The sequence below is a fragment of the Pseudomonas sp. AC193 genome, assembly GCF_979258075.1.
Genome location: NZ_OZ409832.1, coordinates 839677 through 857556, shown reverse-complemented (window position 1 = coordinate 857556; position 17880 = coordinate 839677). Strand labels below are relative to the sequence as shown.

Genomic DNA, 17880 nt, shown 5'->3' with positions numbered 1-17880 from the left:
TACCTGTGCGGTTAAGTCCTTTCTATACTGCGACATAAGGTCGCACACATCCATGACCTGACTTTGCTCGGCCTCATTGGCCCGTAGGCGCTCCGTTGGGGGGCGATGGCAATAACAAGAGGAGTGACTGGCATGATCCATCACGTAGTGGGACTTTTTACCCACCCCGATCAGGAATGGAAGGAAATCCGTGGCGACCAAGAGGAAAGCATCAGCCACATGTACCTGACGCACACGCTGATTCTGGCGGCGATACCCGCCATTTCGGCGTTTATCGGTACTACCCAAGTCGGCTGGGTGATCGGCAACCGCGCACCGGTGATGCTCACCGTTGAAAGCGCGATCTGGATGACCGTCATGTCGTACCTGGCGATGCTTGGCGGCGTCGCGGTCATGGGCGCTTTCGTGCACTGGATGGCGCGTACGTACGACGCCAACCCGAGTCTGGCCCGGTGTGTCGCATTCGCCACTTACACCGCAACACCGTTGTTTGTCGGCGGGCTGGCGGCGCTGTATCCGCATATGTGGCTGGGGATGATCGTCGGCACGACGGCCATCTGTTACACGGTTTATCTGTTGTACGTGGGGCTGCCGACGTTCATGAATATTCCGTCAGATGAAGGTTTCCTGTTCTCAAGCTCAGTGCTGGCGGTGGGTCTGGTGGTGCTGGTCGCCATCATGGCGTTTACCGTGATCGTCTGGGGGCTGGGCGTAGGGCCTGTCTACACCAACTAGCAAACGTCTTGTTCATAAAGGCCGCCGCGAGGCGGCCTTGTCGTTTGCCGGACGACCATTCGGCAGCTCGACGATTCGCAAGTCCCCAGGGTTGCGGCATACTCGACGTCTCTGGAGATCCATCAAGCATGCCCGAGCAACTCAATACCCGCGTCGAAGACTGTTACCAACTCGCTGAATCCTTTTTCAAACGTCACTTCCAACGCCCTGTCGTCAGTCTCAAGCTGCGCGGGCAAAAAGCCGGTGTCGCGCATTTGCACGAGAACCTGCTGCGCTTCAATCCGCAGCTGTACCGGGAAAACACTGAACATTTCCTCAAACAAACCGTGGCCCACGAAGTTGCGCACCTGATCGCCCATCAGTTGTTTGGCGACCGCATTCAGCCGCACGGCGAGGAATGGCAATTGATCATGCGCGGGGTTTACGAACTGCCGCCGGATCGCTGCCATACCTACGCCATTAAACGTCGCAGCGTGACCCGCTATATCTACAAATGCCCGTGCGTGGACAGTGATTTTCCGTTCTCGGCGCAGCGGCATAGCCTGGTGCGGCAGGGGCGGCGGTATTTGTGTCGTAGTTGCCGGAATACGTTGGTGTTCAGTGGTGAGATGCGGGTGGAATAGTCAGATTTGTGTTGTCTGTTCTGGCCCCATCGCGAGCAGGCTCACTCCTACAGGTGGAATGCATTCCATTGTAGGAGTGAGCCTGCTCGCGATGAGGCCGGCACAGGCACTAAAGAATGACCTTGGCCCGCCGCAGCTCTGCAATTTTCGCAGGACTAAACCCCAACGCCCCCAACACCTCATCCGTATGCTGCCCCAACACCGCCCCCACATGCCGCGGTGCCGGTAATTCCTCGGAAAATTTCAACGGACACGCCATCTGCGCCTGCGTCATGCCATCCCCGCGCGGCACCTGCGTCACCAGTTCGCGCGCCTGCAACTGCGGATGCCGCACCGCCTCACTCAAATTCAACACCGGCTCGACACACGCATCGATCCCGGCAAACAGTTCGCACAGTTCAGCAAAGTCATGCCGTTCGAACTCGATCTTCAACGCCTCCTTCAGCGCTCGCTGTTGCTCAGGTTTCGGCGACAAGCCTTGCGCCGCCAACTCCGGCCGGCCCAGCGCCGTACACAGCTGCTGCATGAACGCCGGCTCGAGACTGCCAACCGACATCCAGCGCCCATCCCGCGAACGGTAATAGTCGTAAAAGCTGCCGCCATTGAGCATCTGGTCTTCCCAGCCCGGTTCCTCGCCGCAAGCCAGATAACCGGCGCCGGCCATGGCATTCAGGCTGAATGCGCAATCGGTCATGCTCACGTCCAGATGGGTACCCTGCCCCGTTTGCTGACGCGCAATCACCGCTGCGAGTAAACCGATCACCCCGTGCAACGAACCACCGGCGACATCCGCCACTTGCATACCCAACGGCAACGGCCCGCTGTCGGCGCGACCGGTGTAGCTGGAGAGCCCGGCGAGGGCGAGATAGTTGATGTCATGCCCGGCGCGATCCTTGTACGGCCCGGTCTGGCCGTAACCGGTGATCGACACGTAGATCAGTTTTGGATTGATCGCCTTCAACGCTTCATAACCCAGGCCCAATCGCTCCATCACGCCGGGGCGAAACTGTTCCAAAACGATGTCATGATCCGCCAGCAATTGCTTGATCACCTCCAGTGCTTCGGGCTGCTTGAGATCCAGCGCCAGGCTGCGCTTATTGCGATTGAGATAGGCGTGACTGGCAGACATGCCGCCATCATGCGGCGGTAATACGCGCAGCAGATCCATGCGCGTCGGCGATTCGATACGCAGCACCTCGGCGCCCATGTCCGCCAACAACAGCGACGCGAACGGCCCCGGCAACAACGTGGAGAAATCGAGGATTTTCAGTGAGGCCAGCGGTGCAGACATGGGCGAACTCCTTGGGCGATGCACTCAGCCTAGGCAGCCATTGCCGATGCAGCAATCACCGGATATGTCAGCGGGTGTGACCGTTACGCTCAAATCGCAGGCAATAAAAAACCCTGTGGTGAGGGGGTTTATCCCCGATGAGTCGCGTAGCGGCTCCCTTCTACCACTAAAAAGAAGGGACTGCTGCGCACTCCATCGGGGATGAATCCCCTCGCCACAAGGGCTTTTTTACTTACTTGACGCTGCTCGGGGTTGGGCCTTCAGCCACACCCAGATCATCTTCAGGACGGGTATCAGCGATACCGCGACCACCCGAAGCCAGCTCGGATTGCAGTACGTCGGTGTCCAGCTCTTTCACCCACTTGGCAACCACGATGGTCGCAACGGCGTTGCCCACCAGGTTGGTCAGTGCGCGTGCTTCGGACATGAAGCGGTCGATACCGAGGATCAGCGCCAGACCGGCCACCGGCAAGTGACCTACCGCCGACAGGGTCGCGGCCAGCACGATGAAGCCCGAACCGGTCACACCGGCTGCGCCTTTGGAGGACAGCAGCAACACCACCAGCAGCGTGATCTGGTGCGTGATGTCCATGTGCGTGTCGGTTGCCTGAGCAATGAACACCGCAGCCATGGTCAGGTAGATCGCGGTGCCGTCGAGGTTGAACGAGTAACCGGTCGGAATCACCAGACCCACTACCGATTTCTTCGCGCCCAGACGCTCCATCTTGATCAGCATGCGTGGCAGTACCGATTCCGACGACGAAGTGCCGAGTACGATCAGCAGCTCTTCACGGATGTAACGGATCATTTTCAGCACGCTGAAACCGTGCATGCGGGCGATACCGCCAAGCACGATCAACACGAACAGCAGGCAAGTGATGTAGAAGCAGATCATCAGTTGACCCAGCTGCACCAGCGAACCCACGCCGTAAGCGCCGATGGTGAAGGCCATGGCACCGAAGGCACCGATTGGCGCGAGCTTCATGATCATGTTGATGATGTTGAACATCACGTGGGCGAAGCGATCGATGAAGTCGAGGATCGGACGGCCGTAGTCACCCAGGCGATGCAGGGCGAAGCCGAAGATCACCGAGAACATCAGCACTTGCAGGATGTCACCGGTGGCGAACGCGCCGACGATGGTGGTCGGGATCACGTTGAGCAGGAAGCCGACAACGCTTTGGTCAGCGCCCGCCGCTACATAGGAAGCGACTTTCGAAGCGTCGAGGGTGGCGACGTCGATGTGCATGCCGTTGCCCGGCTGCACGATGTTGACCACAACCAGACCAACCAGCAGAGCGATGGTCGAAACGATTTCGAAGTACAGAAGCGCGTAACCACCGGTCTTGCCGACCGATTTCATGCTTTGCATGCCAGCGATGCCGCTGACCACGGTGCAGAAGATGATTGGAGCGATGATCATTTTGATCAGTTTGATGAACCCGTCACCCAGCGGCTTTACCGCCACGCCGAACTGCGGGTAGTAATGACCAAGCGCGATACCGATGATGATCGCGATGATCACCTGGAAATACAGGGATTTGTACAGTGGCTGACGAGTCGTCATTGCAAGTTTCCTCAAGAGCCCCGCGTGCAACATCCATCTGTTACGCCGCGAAACCTGAATTGCGAACCCTCCTGCACTGGAGGGATTTGTTGTTGGAGCGGCGTTTTCCGGGCGGGATAAACGCACGCTTCTGTCGCTCTTATCGCAAACGCCGTGCCACTTTGGTGCATTTCCCGGCAAGCCTTTTGACATCAAGGGCTGCAGGTCTTTTTAGTGTCAATGTCCGGTGACTTGAGTGTGGCGGATTTCCGCCAACTCGCCGCTTGTCGTCCTACAATTTGGCGGAAATCCGCCTTGTTGCTCGCATCACCCCCGGCTACCATCCGGCGCCTGAGGAAGGATTTGCCGCTTATGCGCGAACGCACCATCGCCAGTCATTTCGCCCGTGCCGCCCTCGGTGGCGCACGCCGCCTGGGTTTCGATTATTCGAACCTTTTGCTGCAACTCGGCATCAGCCCGGAATTGCTCGACGAACCTCGCGCGCGCCTCGCCCCGGAACAGTTCACTCAGTTGATCCAGGGCCTGTGGCTGGCGCTGGACGACGAATACCTCGGTTTCGGCAACGCACCGAGCAAGCCCGGCAGCTTCGCGATGATGTGCCACGCCTCGATTCATTGCCGCAATCTGGAGAAGGCTCTGCAACGCGGCTTATTGTTTTATAGCCTATTCCCGCAAGGCCCGCGCCTGACCCTGAGCCGCGAAGACGAATGGGTACGTTTGAGCCTTGATGATTCGCAATTGTGGGATCCGGATCACTTTTTGACTGAAAGCCTGCTGGTGATCTGGCATCGCCTCGGCAGTTGGCTGATTGGCCAGCGCATCCGGCTGGAGCAGGTGACGTTCAGCTACCCACGCCCCGAACACGGCGCGGAATACGATTTGCTGTTTCCCTGCCCGATGACGTTTGCCAGCGATCAGAGCAGCCTGCTGTTTCACAGCCGCTACCTGCACATGCCGTTGTTGCAGGACGAACGCACGCTCAAACACTTCCTCGAACGCTCCCCCGCTGACCTGCTGTCGCGCCCGGACGATGGCGACAGCCTGAGCAGTCGGCTGCGCCGCTTGCTCAGCCGTGACAGTGCGAATTGGCCGGATCTGGAAGCGGTGGCGGCGCAGATACACATCAGCCCGCAGACGTTGCGCCGGCATTTGCGTGAGGAAGGCACAAGTTTTCAGGAGTTGAAGGATCAGCTGCGGCGGGATATCGCCATCTACCATTTGGGACGGGCGGATTTGTCGTTGCAGCAGATTGCCGAGCAGTTGGGGTTTTCTGAGCCGTCGGCGTTTCACCGGGCGTTCAAGAAATGGACGGGGCTGACGCCGGGTGCTTATCGGGCGCAGGAACAGTGAGGCACCACATCAAAAGCCCCTCACCCTAACCCTCTCCCGGAGGGAGAGGGGACTGATTGGGGGATGCTCGAAATCTCCGCCGACCTGAAACTTCGCTGTTGAATCCATAACCGACTGGCTATTTCAGGTCGATGGATAACGCCAGACACCTCGGTAGGCCCCCTCTCCCTCTGGGAGAGGGCTGGGGTGAGGGTCAATCCGGCATCGGCAGTTGAAGTCTCAACAGTGGCGTTCCGACTACCTCCCCGGTCTTACGCTCCACAATGCCCAACGCTCTTAAACTCGGACCTAATTGAGCATGGAGCAAAGGCACATTGATCAGCAGATCCTCACCGATGTGATGGGATTCCAGAATCTGTCGCCAAACATAAGAAGTCCCGATCATGGCCCCTGTAAAAACAAACGTGACCACATCACCTACGCTCATGCCATGAGTGCTCAGCGTCATTGGAATACGCCCGCCTTCATCAATAAGATCCAGTTGCCCCGGAACATAATGCCCTTGCGATCCATAGACCGGTTCGGGCACTTCCAAATTCCCTTCGACTTCCAAGTCTATAAGGGAAGTTGTCCACTTTCGACCGGCATTCTCCACCGTGTAAATCAGTTGAACAGTGCCGTACTTGTTCGGCCGTAAAAAGCGCGGAGCAATGCCAAACACCACATCTTTTCCTTCATCGCTACTCTGGATCCGGAAATGGCTGACGTATGAGCCTTCGCACGCAGTCCCGTACCAGTAAAAGGAAACGAGTGCCCCGTCTGACAATGCTTTGGAAGCCCTCAGACGAACGTTCACCCCGAGATCAACCGCTGCCAGCGGGATAATTCCGTTCTCGGCCTCATCCACAACGGGACGATAAATTTCATCTTCAGCGAAGTAACGAGTACTCGGCGAGGTCGGATTTTCGATTTCCAGATAGAAATAACCAAGCACTAACGATTGCCCACGAAAATTCAGTGCGCGATCGGCGGGGATGGTTACAAGGGTGTCGCCCTCAGCGCTATCGATGCTTCCATCCAGCCCCCAGCCACCCATTGAATCCTCGACACCTACAATAACGTAATACCTGTCTCCAACTTGCTGTCCATCGATGTGAGGAAGGCGTACAACAAGCCCGTTTTGCATCTGGATCAGGTTGATTCTGCCGTTCTCAACACCATCGATCACTGGAGCCGGCAGCTCCGAGGCCCTCTGCGACATCGCCTTACCAAGCTGCTCCCGAGCCTCAACCGTCACGAACTCGACCATTTCCAATCTCCTTGGCCCGAATGAAATTCCGTATCCATTCATGAAAGGCCGAAACAGCAGACCGGCGCGTTCACCTAATGAACGCGACCAGCCTGATCGGAAAAAGAAAAAGGCACACCTGTCAGATCTGACAGTTGCGACCAGTGGTCAGCGTTCGACGATACGTCAATCACACCGCCGGAAAATGAATCCTGAACGCTGCCCCACCCATCGGTGAATCCCCCAGCGTCAGCTTGGCGCTGTAACTCTCGATGATGTCCTTGACCACCGCCAAACCGATCCCCTGCCCCGGATGCTGGGCATCCAGCCGTTCGCCACGCTCGAGAATCCGTGCACGCTGATCCGGCGGTACGCCCGGGCCGTCGTCTTCGATGCACAGTTCAACCCCGGCGTGATTTTCACGCACGCTGATGCGCACTTCGCCCAAGCACAGGCGATAAGCGTTTTCCAGCAGGTTGCCCATCATCTCCAGCAAGGCGCCCTGCTCGATCGGCACGTAACAATGCTCCGGCAGATCAAACGCCACGCGTACATGTTTGTCGCGGTAGACCTTGTCCAGCGTGTCACAAAGGCTTTTCAGTACCGGTTGCAGTCGCGCCTGATGGCGCACCAGGCCGCTTTTGCGCAGGCTTGCGCGTTGCAATTGGTAGCCGATCTGCTGGCTCATGCGTTCGATCTGCGATTGCAGCACCCAGGCCTGATCGCGATCTTCGGGGCGCTGGGCCATGTCTTCGCTGACGCCTTGCAGCACCGTCAACGGGGTTTTCAGGCTGTGCGCGAGGTCATCGAGGGAGTCACGATAGCGGCTGCGCTGCTGGCGTTCGCTGTGCAGCAAGCGGTTGAGCGAGCCAGTCAGGCGCAGCAGTTCGCGCGGGTGTTGTTCGGTGAGGCTTTCGCGGGTGCCGCCTTCGATTTCGTCGAGTTCCTGACTGAGTCGGCGCAAAGCTTTTAAGCCCCAGGTCAGGCCGATCCACAACAGCGCCAGCAACACCAGCAAAGCTGCGCCGAAACCGAGGTAGAGGTTTTCGCGCAGGCCTTCGAGGGTGACTTCGTATTCGCGCACCGGTTGCAGCGCGACGATGCTGAACGCCGCACTTTTGCCGCCGAGCAGTTTCACTTCGACGTCATAGACGAAGAATTCCTGACCGTTGGCCTCACGAATCCGCGCGAACTCGTTGCCGAGGCCGTCGTAGCGCGGTTTGTAGTTGATCTGTTCTTCCTGGGTGGCTTTCGAGCGCCAGACCAAGTGCCCTTCGCGGTCGTAGATGTAACCGAGCAGACGGAAATCGGTGAGGTTGAAACGCTCGTCCGGCAACTGATTCGGCATCACCAGCCGACCGTTTTCAATGCGTGCGGCAGAGATCAGCGTGGTGACGTCCGAAGCCAAGCGCTGTTCGATCGAGTCCTGCAACGCGAGGCTGAACGCGCCCTGCATCGCCGGGAGCAAGGCGAGCATGAACAGCACCGCCAACGTGGTGGCGGCGAGCATCAGCCGGACGCGAAGCGAACGAATCAAGTGCAGCGCTCATTGAACAGGTAGCCGAGGCCGCGCACGGTGTCGATCGGTTTGAACCCGGCCGGGCCTTCGAGTTTGCGGCGCAGGCGGCCGACCAGCACTTCGATGACATTCGGATCGCGCTCGTCGTCGTCCGGGTAGAGCTGCTCCATCAAACGATCCTTGGGCACCACTTGCTGGTGATGACGCATGAGGTATTCGAGGATGCGGTACTCGTAGGCGGTCAGCGCCAGCGGTTGTTCGTCGAGCGTCGCCTGTTTGCGATTGAGGTCGAGCAGCAGCGGCCCGGCAACGATGGTCGACTGGGTGAAACCGCTGGAGCGGCGCAGCAAGGCATTCAGGCGCGCGTCGAGTTCTTCGAACTGGAACGGCTTGACCACGTAATCGTCGGCACCGGCGGCGAGGCCTTCGACCTTGTCCTGCCAGTTGCCGCGCGCGGTGAGGATCAGGATCGGAAAGGTCTTGCCGCCCGAGCGCAACTGGCGGATCAGGTCGAGGCCGTTCATGCCCGGCAAGCCGAGATCGATCACCGCCAGATCAAAGTTGAACTGCCCGGTCTGGTATAGCGCCTCTTCAGCATTGGCCACGGACTCGACCACGTGACCGCTCTCCGTGAGACGGGTTTGCAGGTGATGGCGCAACAGCGCCTCATCTTCGACGACCAACAGTTTCATGACCTTCTCCTAATCACTTGAAATCTCCACAACCTCCTGTGGGAGCGGGCTTGCTCGCGAAGGCGCCGGATCAGTCAACATCTACATTGACTGATCCACCGCTTTCGCGAGCAAGCCCGCTCCCACAATGATTTCGCTGTCGTCCTTAGAAGTTGTAGTTGGCCGACAGGTAAGTCTGCGCGCTGCTGTTCAGATCCAGCGAGCCTTGTTTGCTGCCGCCGCTTTCTTTCATTTCGGTGCTGGCATTGCTCATCAGGTAACGATAACCGAGTTCCACCGAGGTGTTCTGGGTGACTTGTTGCAACACACCCAACTGGCCGCCGACCGCATAACCGATGTCACTGTCGCGGCTGTAGCCTGGCGAATCCTGAGTCAGTTTAGTCAGACCCGCCGTGGCACCGCCGAACAACTTGGTGCTGCCGCCCACCGGGTAGAACAGATCGTAGCTGCCGAGCAGATTTTCCTGACGCAGTTTAATGCCATTGTGCGAACCCGACACGTTGTCGTAGGTGGCGTAGTAGCGACCCTGGCTGTTTTGCTGACCGAGGCGCACGCCGTAAGTGTTGTTGCCATCGATGGCGCCGGTGGCGTTCGGGTGACCGAGGTTGTCGTTCAGCGCGTTGGACTTGTCGATCTTGTCACTGGTCTGGCCGAAAGACAGGCCGGCGAAATTGGTGGTGTCGTCGGCATTGGCCGCGAGGCTGGAGCCCAACAGGGTAAATGCCAGCAGCAGTTTGTTTAAACGAGTCATGGGTATTTCCTCTTTCACAGTGCTGTTTGGGTATGGCGCAAGGTTACTGACCAGCCCCTGTACCGCCCCTGAACCGTCTCTGAACCTGACCTGAACCAAATCGTCTAGGCTGTTTTGACCACTTTCGATAAAGAGACCCCGACCATGCGCCTGTTCCTCGCCCTCACTTTACTGGCGGTCAGCAGCCTGACTCAGGCAGCGATCAAGACCGAAGAAATTCCCTACCAGAGTGCCGACGGCACCAAGCTGATCGGCTATTACGCTTATGACGACGCTATAAAAGGCGCACGCCCGGGTGTCGTCGTGGTGCATGAATGGTGGGGCCTGAACGATTACGCCAAACGCCGAGCGCGTGATCTCGCCGAGCTTGGCTATAGCGCGCTGGCGATTGATATGTACGGCGAAGGCAAGAACACCGAGCACCCGAAAGATGCGATGGCGTTCATGCAGGCCGCGACCAAGGATTCGGCGGCATCGAGCAAACGCTTCGAAGCCGGTCTGGATTTGCTGAAGAAGCAGCCACAGACCGACGTGAACAAACTCGCGGCCATTGGTTATTGCTTCGGCGGTGGCGTGGTGCTGAACGCGGCGCGTCAGGGCGAGCCGTTGTTGGGCGTGGTGAGTTTCCACGGCGCGTTGGCGACCAATACGCCGGCGACGCCCGGCAGTGTGAAGGCGAAAATTCTGGTGGAGCATGGCGCGCTGGACAGCATGGTCACGCCGAACAACGTCATCGCGTTCAAGTCGGAAATGGACAAGGCCGGGGCCAACTACAAGTTCGTCACGCTTGAGGGTGCCAAGCATGGTTTTACCAATCCGGATGCGGATCGTTTGAGCCATGGCGAACATGGCGGGCAGGATATTGGTTACAACAAGGCTGCGGATGAAAAATCCTGGGCGGACATGAAAGCGTTCTTCCAGAAAATCTTCAGCTGATCAGAGACACCGCTGCGCGGCATTCGCGAGCAAGCTCGCTCCCACAGGGGATCTACTAGGCGGCAGAGATCCAGTGTGGGAGCGAGCCTGCTCGCGAAAGCTTCACCGCCGATCTCGACCTTGTCTCGATGAACCGGCAAAATGCCCGCCATGAACCTCACCCTCCCCGCCTGCTGCACCCCGCTCGATGCCGATTGGCCGTTGCCCTCGGTGCTGGCCGATACCGTGCTGCTCAGTACTCACTTCGATCCGGCGCAGCTGCTCGGCGATGACTTTCGTCGCAGCGCCATCGAGCCGCCGCCGAGCATTCAGCGTTCGGTGGCCAAGCGTCAGGCTGAGTTTCTCGCGGGGCGGATCTGCGCTCGGGCGGCGTTGCAGCAACTGGAAGGCTCCAGCGTGGTTCCGCCGATTGGCGAAGATCGTGCACCCGTTTGGCCGGCGCATATCTGCGGCTCGATCACCCACAGCACCGGGCGCGCGGCGGCGATTGTTGCCAATAAGCAGCACTGGCGCGGCTTGGGCATGGATCTGGAAAACCTGCTCAACGCCGAACGCGCCGAACGCCTCGCCGGGGAAATCCTCACGCCGGCGGAAATGCAGCGCGTGGCGGCAGGCTCGCGGGATCAGTTGGCGTTGTGGGTGACGCTGACGTTTTCGGTGAAGGAGAGTTTGTTCAAAGCGCTGTATCCGATTGTGCAGAAGCGCTTTTATTTCGAGCATGCGGAAGTGCTGGAATGGACGGAGGCCGGTGAAGTGCGATTGCGGCTGCTGACGGATTTGTCGGCTGAGTGGTGCAGCGGGACGGAGCTGGATGCGCAGTTTGGGGTGCGGGATGGGCAGTTGTTGAGCTTGGTCAGCATTAAGGCCTGAGGATTTTCAGCGCCTGTTCGGCCGTCTTCGCGAGCAGGCTCGCTCCCACATTTTGAAATGCATTCCCCTGTGGGAGCGAGCCTGCTCGCGAAGGCGGCATCGCGGCCACCACAAGAATTACCGGCGCTCCTGGTTCCTCGGCCAACTCAAACTAAAACACGCCCCGCCCAAACTCTTGCTCTTGCCAATCAACGCCCGGCCGTCGTGCCAGTGAATAATCCGCCGCACAATCGACAACCCCAACCCGTGCCCGCCCGACGCCCGCGTGCGGCTGTCATCCAGGCGCAGAAACGGCGTGAAGATTTTCTCCCAGGCAACTTCCGGCACACCTGGCCCGTCATCCTCAACGTCGACCCGGCAACGCAACTGCCCGACCTGATAACTCACCGTCACGTTCGAACGGGCATGGCGCATGGCGTTGCTCACCAGATTCTGCAACGCGCGGTGCAGATAACGCGGCTCAGCCTCGACCCAGGCATCGTCATTGTCCGCAGCCGACAGACACAACCCGCGCTGCACCGTGACCTCGGCGCGCAACGGCGCCAACTCTTCGATCACCTGATTGACCAGCGCATCCAGATCAATCCGCTGGAAGGTCAGCGCCGGTGAGCCCTGCTCCAGTCGTGCGTAGGTGAGCATCTCATCGACCAGCTTATCGAGATCCTCGATGTCGTGATCCATGCCTTCGCGGTATTTTTCCAGCGCTTGCGGGGTGGTCGCCGAGCCGATCATTTCCAGACCGAAACGCAGACGCGCCACCGGCGTGCGTAGTTCGTGGGACACCGCGCGCACCAATTCACGCTGGATCGCCAGCAGTTGTTGCAAGTGCTCAGCCATGCCATTGAACGCCGCCGCCAGCCGTCCGACCGAGTCGGCACCGCGCGCCGGCACCCGAGTTTCCAGACTGCCCTTGGCGATGCGCGTGGCCGCCGCTTCAAGACCGCGTAAACGCCGTTCGAGTTGGCGCACCAGCAAGTAAACGATCAAGCCGATCAGACTCAGCCCGAGCGCGGCGATCAGCACCAGCCACTCCGGCGGATAGGGATTCATCTGGTACAGCGGGCCGATCTCCAGCACCCACGGTGTGCCGACCATACCGGCGAACACACGGATCGAATCGCCGCCCTTGCCCAGCGCCATCACCGTGTCGCCTTCGGCCACGCGGCGGCTCTGGTCTTCGTCCATGTCGGCGTCATCCACCGTGACCAAACGCAAATCGAATCCGAAGCCCTTCTCTTCCTTTATCTGCGCCAGCCGTTTCGGTTGGTCGGCGACCGGCACGCGCACCAGCTCATCGGCGAGCAGGTAAATAGTCGCACGGGCCAGTTGCTCGCTGATCTGCTGTACCTCGCCTACGAGCACAAGCTGCTCTTTGTCGCTGACCAGTCGATAGACCTTCGCCGCGTGCGGACCGGTCTGCTCGACCAACGCTTGGCCGCGCTGCACGCGGGTGCGTTGGGTCAGGTCGAGATCAGTGTCGGTAAACTTTTTCAGCGCCAGCGGAATCCCCAGCAACCGCTCCCACACCAACAGTGCGCGATGGCGTTCGGTTTCGTTCATCGGTTGCAGGTTGCTGGCCATCAGCGAGAACGTGCCGTGGGCCAGACGCTCGCGGTACTGCTCGCTGCGCACTTGGTTGAGCAGGTTCAGCGCCAGCACGCCGAGCACCGCTACCAGAATGATCGCTGCGCACATGCCGCCGTAAATGCGCAGGAAGATCGAGTTCACAGCGGCAGGTCTACGCAGGCTTCAGGGACGAACAGGTAGCCTTTGCTACGCACGGTTTTGATCAGGCGTGGATGGTCGGGGTCGTCGCCGATTTTCGGGCGAATGCGCGAGATGCGCACATCGATCGAGCGATCCTGGCCGTCGTAACCGATGCCGCGCAAAGCAGTGAAGATTTCTTCCCGCGAGAGAATGCGCCCGGCGTTGGAGACCAGCAGCCAGAGCAAATCGAATTCGGCGCTGGTCAGTTCGATGCCGTTATCGCTGAGCCAGGCTTCGCGCAATGCGTTGTCGACCACCAACGGGCCGAATTGCAGGCGACGGCTTTTTTCGCTGGTCGGCTCGGGTGAGTCACTGCGTCGCAGCAACGCCTGAATCCGCGCCAATAACAAACGCGGGCGCACCGGTTTGCACACGTAATCGTCGGCGCCAAGGTCGAGGCCCTGGATCTGATCGGCATCATCGGTGCGCGCGGTGAGCATCAGGATCGGCCCGTCGTAACGGTCGCGGACTTTGCGGCAGATGCTCAGGCCATCTTCGCCGGGCAGCATCAGGTCGAGGATCACCAGATCCGGTTGCTCATTGATGATCCGCGCTGCGGCGAGCGCACCGTTGCCTTCAATTTCCACGCGCAGTCCATTGGCTTGCAGGTAGTCGCGCGTGAGTTCGGCCAGTCGCTGGTCATCCTCGACGATCAATACCTGCCAGGCTTGTTGCTCCACCGGTGACCTCTGCTTTCTATTGTTATTAATAAAGGAAGACGATTGCCCGAATCCAGACGATCCCCTGTAGGAGCTGTCGAGTGAAACGAGGCGGCGATCTTTTGATTTTGTTTTTTTCAAGATCAAAAGATCGCAGCCTTCGGCAGCTCCTACGGGGGATCTTCTCGTGCTTTTGTCGCGTTCACATGGCCCGATTGTATAAACGGCGTACAGCCAGAACACAAGTCGGTAAATGCGTTCGGACAAGGCGATTTTTTGTGGTAGGGTTCGCGCCCTTAAAAATCCGCTGAAGCGTTTTTCCCGGTGAGAAAACGGTGACAAACGGTCTAGCTCAGCAGGTTCGCGGCCTACACGAGAATTCCACCTTTCTTACACAATTTACGCACAGGTTTATCCACAGGTAGTACGTTGCAACACCCCTCGAAACGCATTATCTTGTAGCACGGCGCAAAAAAAACCCTACATATAGGGTTTTTGACTGAAAAGCCCAACCACATTTCAGACCTGAAACTCAAGCGATTTATTGCCGGTTTAGGGTTGAACCAAGCAAGTTTTCTGAAGACCAAACCGCACTTGCGGATGGCACCGTTTTTCAGGTCGGAAACGACCGAAACGGTACGGGTGTTGCAGTCATTACTGTCACCCGGGATGGAACCCGGCTCGAGCCTTGGCTCGCAGCCAAAAACTTCGGCAGGGACGCGGCGTCATTAGCCTTTTTCCTACTGGTCCGAAGTTGTTATGCCCGACGCCCGTCGGTTGTAGTGCTTCTGGCCAGAACGGTGGGCACCATGATGGTGCCCAAACAAACTAGAGAATGTGGAGATCACCCCCCATGCAAACCGACACAACTCGCGAGAACCCGCAGGGCACCTTGCCGCAGGCCGCTGATTCGAATTCGGATCTGGCAGCCACCGCGCCTGGTCAACTGCGCGTGATCAAGCGTAATGGCACTGTCGTTCCTTACACCGATGACAAGATCACCGTCGCTATCACCAAAGCGTTCCTCGCAGTTGAGGGCGGCACCGCTGCCGCCTCGTCGCGAATCCACGACACTGTTGCCCGCCTGACCGAACAAGTCACCGCGACCTTCAAGCGTCGCATGCCTTCGGGCGGCACCATCCACATCGAAGAAATCCAGGATCAGGTTGAACTGGCCCTGATGCGTGCCGGCGAGCAGAAAGTGGCGCGCGACTACGTGATCTACCGTGACGGTCGTTCGAAAGAACGCGCTGCCCACGCCCCGACCGAAGAAGCGGTCAACGCGCACCCGTCGATCCGTATCACCCGCACTGACGGCAGTCTGGCGCCGCTGGACATGGGCCGCCTGAACACCATCGTCACCGAAGCGTGCGAAGGTCTGGAAGAAGTCGACGGCGACCTGATCCAGCGCGAAACCCTGAAAAACCTGTACGACGGCGTGGCCCTGACCGACGTCAACACCGCGCTGGTGATGACCGCCCGTACTCTGGTTGAGCGCGAGCCGAACTACTCGTTCGTCACCGCCCGCCTGCTGATGGACACCCTGCGTGCCGAAGGCCTGGGCTTCCTCGGTGTGGCCGAAAGCGCTACTCACCACGAGATGGTTGACCTGTACGCCAAGGCGCTGCCGGCTTACATCGCCAAAGGTATCGAGTTCGAACTGCTGAACCCTGTGCTGGCCACCTTCGACCTGGAAAAACTGGGCAAGGCGATCAACCACGAGCGCGATCAGCAATTCACCTACCTGGGCCTGCAAACCCTGTACGACCGTTACTTCATCCACAAGGACGGTATCCGCTTCGAACTGCCGCAGATCTTCTTCATGCGCGTGGCCATGGGCCTGGCGATCGAAGAGAAGCAGAAAGAAGACCGTGCGATCGAGTTCTACAACCTGCTGTCGTCCTTCGACTACATGTCGTCGACGCCGACCCTGTTCAACGCCGGTACCCTGCGTCCACAGCTGTCGAGCTGCTACCTGACCACCGTGCCGGATGACCTGTCGGGTATCTACCACGCGATCCACGACAACGCCATGTTGTCGAAATTCGCTGGCGGCCTGGGCAACGACTGGACGCCGGTGCGTGCACTGGGTTCGTACATCAAGGGCACCAACGGCAAGTCGCAAGGCGTGGTTCCGTTCCTGAAAGTCGTGAACGACACCGCCGTCGCCGTTAACCAGGGTGGCAAGCGCAAAGGCGCTGTCTGCGCTTACCTGGAAACCTGGCACATGGACATCGAGGAGTTCATCGAACTCCGCAAGAACACCGGTGATGATCGTCGTCGTACCCACGACATGAACACTGCCAACTGGATCCCTGACCTGTTCATGAAGCGTGTCTTCGACGACGGCAAGTGGACCCTGTTCTCGCCATCCGAAGTACCGGACCTGCACGACCTGACCGGTAAAGCCTTCGAAGAGCGTTACGAGTACTACGAAGCCCTGACCGAATACCCAGGCAAGGTTCGTCTGTTCAAGACCATCCAGGCTAAAGACCTGTGGCGCAAAATGCTCTCCATGCTGTTTGAAACCGGCCACCCATGGCTGACCTTCAAAGACCCGTGCAACCTGCGCAGCCCGCAGCAGCACGTCGGCGTGGTTCACAGCTCGAACCTGTGCACCGAAATCACCTTGAACACCAACAAGGACGAAATCGCCGTTTGCAACCTGGGCTCGATCAACCTGCCGAACCACATCGTCAACGGCAAGCTGGACACCGCCAAGCTGGAACGCACCGTGAACACCGCCGTGCGCATGCTCGATAACGTTATCGACATCAACTACTACTCGGTGCCACAAGCGAAGAACTCCAACTTCAAGCACCGTCCGGTCGGTCTGGGCATCATGGGCTTCCAGGACGCGCTGTACCTGCAGCACATCCCTTACGGTTCCGACGCTGCCGTCGAATTCGCCGACAAGTCGATGGAAGCGGTCAGCTACTACGCGATCCAGGCTTCCTGCGACCTGGCCGACGAGCGCGGTGCGTACGAGACGTTCCAGGGTTCGCTGTGGTTCGAAGGCATCCTGCCACTGGATTCGCAACAGATCCTGATCGAGCAACGTGGCCAGAAGTACATCGACGTTGACCTGAACGAATCCCTGGACTGGGCACCGGTTCGCGCCCGTGTACAGAAAGGCATTCGTAACTCCAACATCATGGCCATCGCACCGACCGCGACCATCGCCAACATCACTGGCGTCTCGCAGTCGATCGAACCGACTTATCAGAACCTCTATGTGAAATCGAACCTGTCGGGCGAATTCACCGTGATCAACCCGTACCTGGTTCGCGACCTCAAGGCTCGCGGTCTGTGGGACTCGGTCATGATCAACGACCTGAAGTACTACGACGGTTCGGTTCAGCAAATCGAGCGCATCCCGCAAGAACTCAAAGAGCTCTACGCGACTGCCTTCGAAGTGGACACCAAGTGGATCGTTGACGCGGCCAGCCGTCGTCAGAAGTGGATCGACCAGGCCCAATCGCTGAACCTGTACATCGCTGGCGCATCGGGCAAGAAACTCGACGTGACCTACCGCATGGCTTGGTACCGTGGCCTGAAAACCACCTACTACCTCCGTGCCCTGGCCGCAACCAGCACCGAGAAGTCGACCATCAGCACCAGCAAGCTGAACGCTGTTTCCAGCGGCGGCAACCACGGTGATGATTCGGTCCTGGCTGCTCCAGCCGGCCCAGCGCCAGTGCCAAAAGCCTGCGCGATCGACGAGCCGGATTGCGAAGCTTGCCAATAAGCTGAGCGAAATCAGGTGTTGAAAAACACCTGATTGAAAAAGCCCCTGACAGACCTCCGGTTTGTTGGGGGCTTTTTTTTGGCTGGTTGAAATGGATTGAATATGAACAGCTATCGCCAGCAGGCTCACTCCCCCCAATCAAAT

Annotated in this window: 14 protein-coding genes; 6 read left to right on the top strand and 8 right to left on the bottom strand. The window is 58.8% G+C overall.

Features of this window, described 5'->3' with window-relative positions; genetic code table 11:
* Positions 1-132 precede the first annotated feature (132 nt).
* A complete protein-coding gene (locus tag ACZZ0D_RS04055; protein ID WP_463552507.1) occupies positions 133-735 on the top strand; it encodes a Yip1 family protein in 603 nt (200 codons plus the stop codon).
* Positions 736-863: 128 nt separating this feature from the next.
* Positions 864-1358, top strand: coding sequence for a SprT family zinc-dependent metalloprotease (locus ACZZ0D_RS04050; RefSeq protein ID WP_053122789.1), 495 nt, complete (start codon positions 864-866; stop codon positions 1356-1358).
* A 109-nt stretch (positions 1359-1467) separates the two neighbouring features.
* On the opposite strand, the gene ACZZ0D_RS04045 is transcribed toward ACZZ0D_RS04050, so the two are convergent.
* Together ACZZ0D_RS04045 and ACZZ0D_RS04040 are read right to left on the bottom strand one after the other, a co-directional pair.
* Positions 1468-2649: a CaiB/BaiF CoA transferase family protein gene (locus ACZZ0D_RS04045; protein ID WP_463552506.1), complete on the bottom strand. Its 1182-nt coding sequence runs from the start codon at positions 2647-2649 to the stop codon at positions 1468-1470.
* A gap of 232 nt (positions 2650-2881) precedes the next feature.
* Positions 2882-4216: a dicarboxylate/amino acid:cation symporter gene (locus tag ACZZ0D_RS04040; RefSeq protein WP_053122793.1), complete on the bottom strand. Its 1335-nt coding sequence runs from the start codon at positions 4214-4216 to the stop codon at positions 2882-2884.
* A gap of 351 nt (positions 4217-4567) precedes the next feature.
* On the opposite strand from ACZZ0D_RS04040, the gene ACZZ0D_RS04035 reads away from it, so the two are divergent.
* Positions 4568-5566, top strand: a complete 999-nt coding sequence (locus tag ACZZ0D_RS04035) for an AraC family transcriptional regulator (protein WP_463552505.1) — start codon at positions 4568-4570, stop codon at positions 5564-5566.
* A 193-nt stretch (positions 5567-5759) separates the two neighbouring features.
* Here the strand turns inward: ACZZ0D_RS04035 and ACZZ0D_RS04030 are convergent, their stop codons facing one another.
* The 4 genes from ACZZ0D_RS04030 to ACZZ0D_RS04015 all read right to left on the bottom strand — a co-directional run bounded on the left by ACZZ0D_RS04030 (position 5760) and on the right by ACZZ0D_RS04015 (position 9756).
* Positions 5760-6815, bottom strand: a complete 1056-nt coding sequence (locus ACZZ0D_RS04030) for a hypothetical protein (RefSeq protein ID WP_463552504.1) — start codon at positions 6813-6815, stop codon at positions 5760-5762.
* A gap of 169 nt (positions 6816-6984) precedes the next feature.
* Entirely contained in the window at positions 6985-8331 is a 1347-nt protein-coding gene (locus ACZZ0D_RS04025; protein WP_463552503.1) for an ATP-binding protein, read from the bottom strand.
* Positions 8328-9005 (bottom strand): response regulator transcription factor, encoded by a 678-nt coding sequence (locus tag ACZZ0D_RS04020; RefSeq protein WP_053122799.1) that lies wholly within the window; start codon positions 9003-9005, stop codon positions 8328-8330. The genes ACZZ0D_RS04025 and ACZZ0D_RS04020 overlap by 4 nt, the downstream gene beginning before the upstream one ends.
* A gap of 145 nt (positions 9006-9150) precedes the next feature.
* Complete coding sequence (locus ACZZ0D_RS04015) at positions 9151-9756, bottom strand: hypothetical protein (protein WP_159812689.1); 606 nt, start codon at positions 9754-9756, stop codon at positions 9151-9153.
* A 144-nt stretch (positions 9757-9900) separates the two neighbouring features.
* Between ACZZ0D_RS04015 and ACZZ0D_RS04010 the strand changes: the two genes are divergently transcribed.
* The gene (locus ACZZ0D_RS04010; RefSeq protein ID WP_463552502.1) at positions 9901-10692 is read left to right on the top strand and encodes a dienelactone hydrolase family protein; all 792 of its coding nucleotides are present in this window, start codon (positions 9901-9903) and stop codon (positions 10690-10692) included.
* Between the two features lie 150 nt (positions 10693-10842).
* Positions 10843-11562 carry a 4'-phosphopantetheinyl transferase family protein gene (locus ACZZ0D_RS04005; RefSeq protein WP_463554760.1) on the top strand — a complete coding sequence of 240 codons (720 nt, stop codon included), beginning with the start codon at positions 10843-10845 and terminating at the stop codon, positions 11560-11562.
* 117 nt (positions 11563-11679) lie between these two features.
* On the opposite strand, the gene ACZZ0D_RS04000 is transcribed toward ACZZ0D_RS04005, so the two are convergent.
* The gene (locus tag ACZZ0D_RS04000; protein ID WP_053122805.1) at positions 11680-13290 is read right to left on the bottom strand and encodes an ATP-binding protein; all 1611 of its coding nucleotides are present in this window, start codon (positions 13288-13290) and stop codon (positions 11680-11682) included.
* Positions 13287-14009, bottom strand: a complete 723-nt coding sequence (locus ACZZ0D_RS03995; RefSeq protein ID WP_159812697.1) for a response regulator — start codon at positions 14007-14009, stop codon at positions 13287-13289. The genes ACZZ0D_RS04000 and ACZZ0D_RS03995 overlap by 4 nt, the downstream gene beginning before the upstream one ends.
* 832 nt (positions 14010-14841) lie before the next feature.
* On the opposite strand from ACZZ0D_RS03995, the gene ACZZ0D_RS03990 reads away from it, so the two are divergent.
* A complete protein-coding gene (locus ACZZ0D_RS03990; RefSeq protein WP_463552501.1) occupies positions 14842-17736 on the top strand; it encodes a ribonucleoside-diphosphate reductase subunit alpha in 2895 nt (964 codons plus the stop codon).
* Positions 17737-17880: the final 144 nt, after the last annotated feature.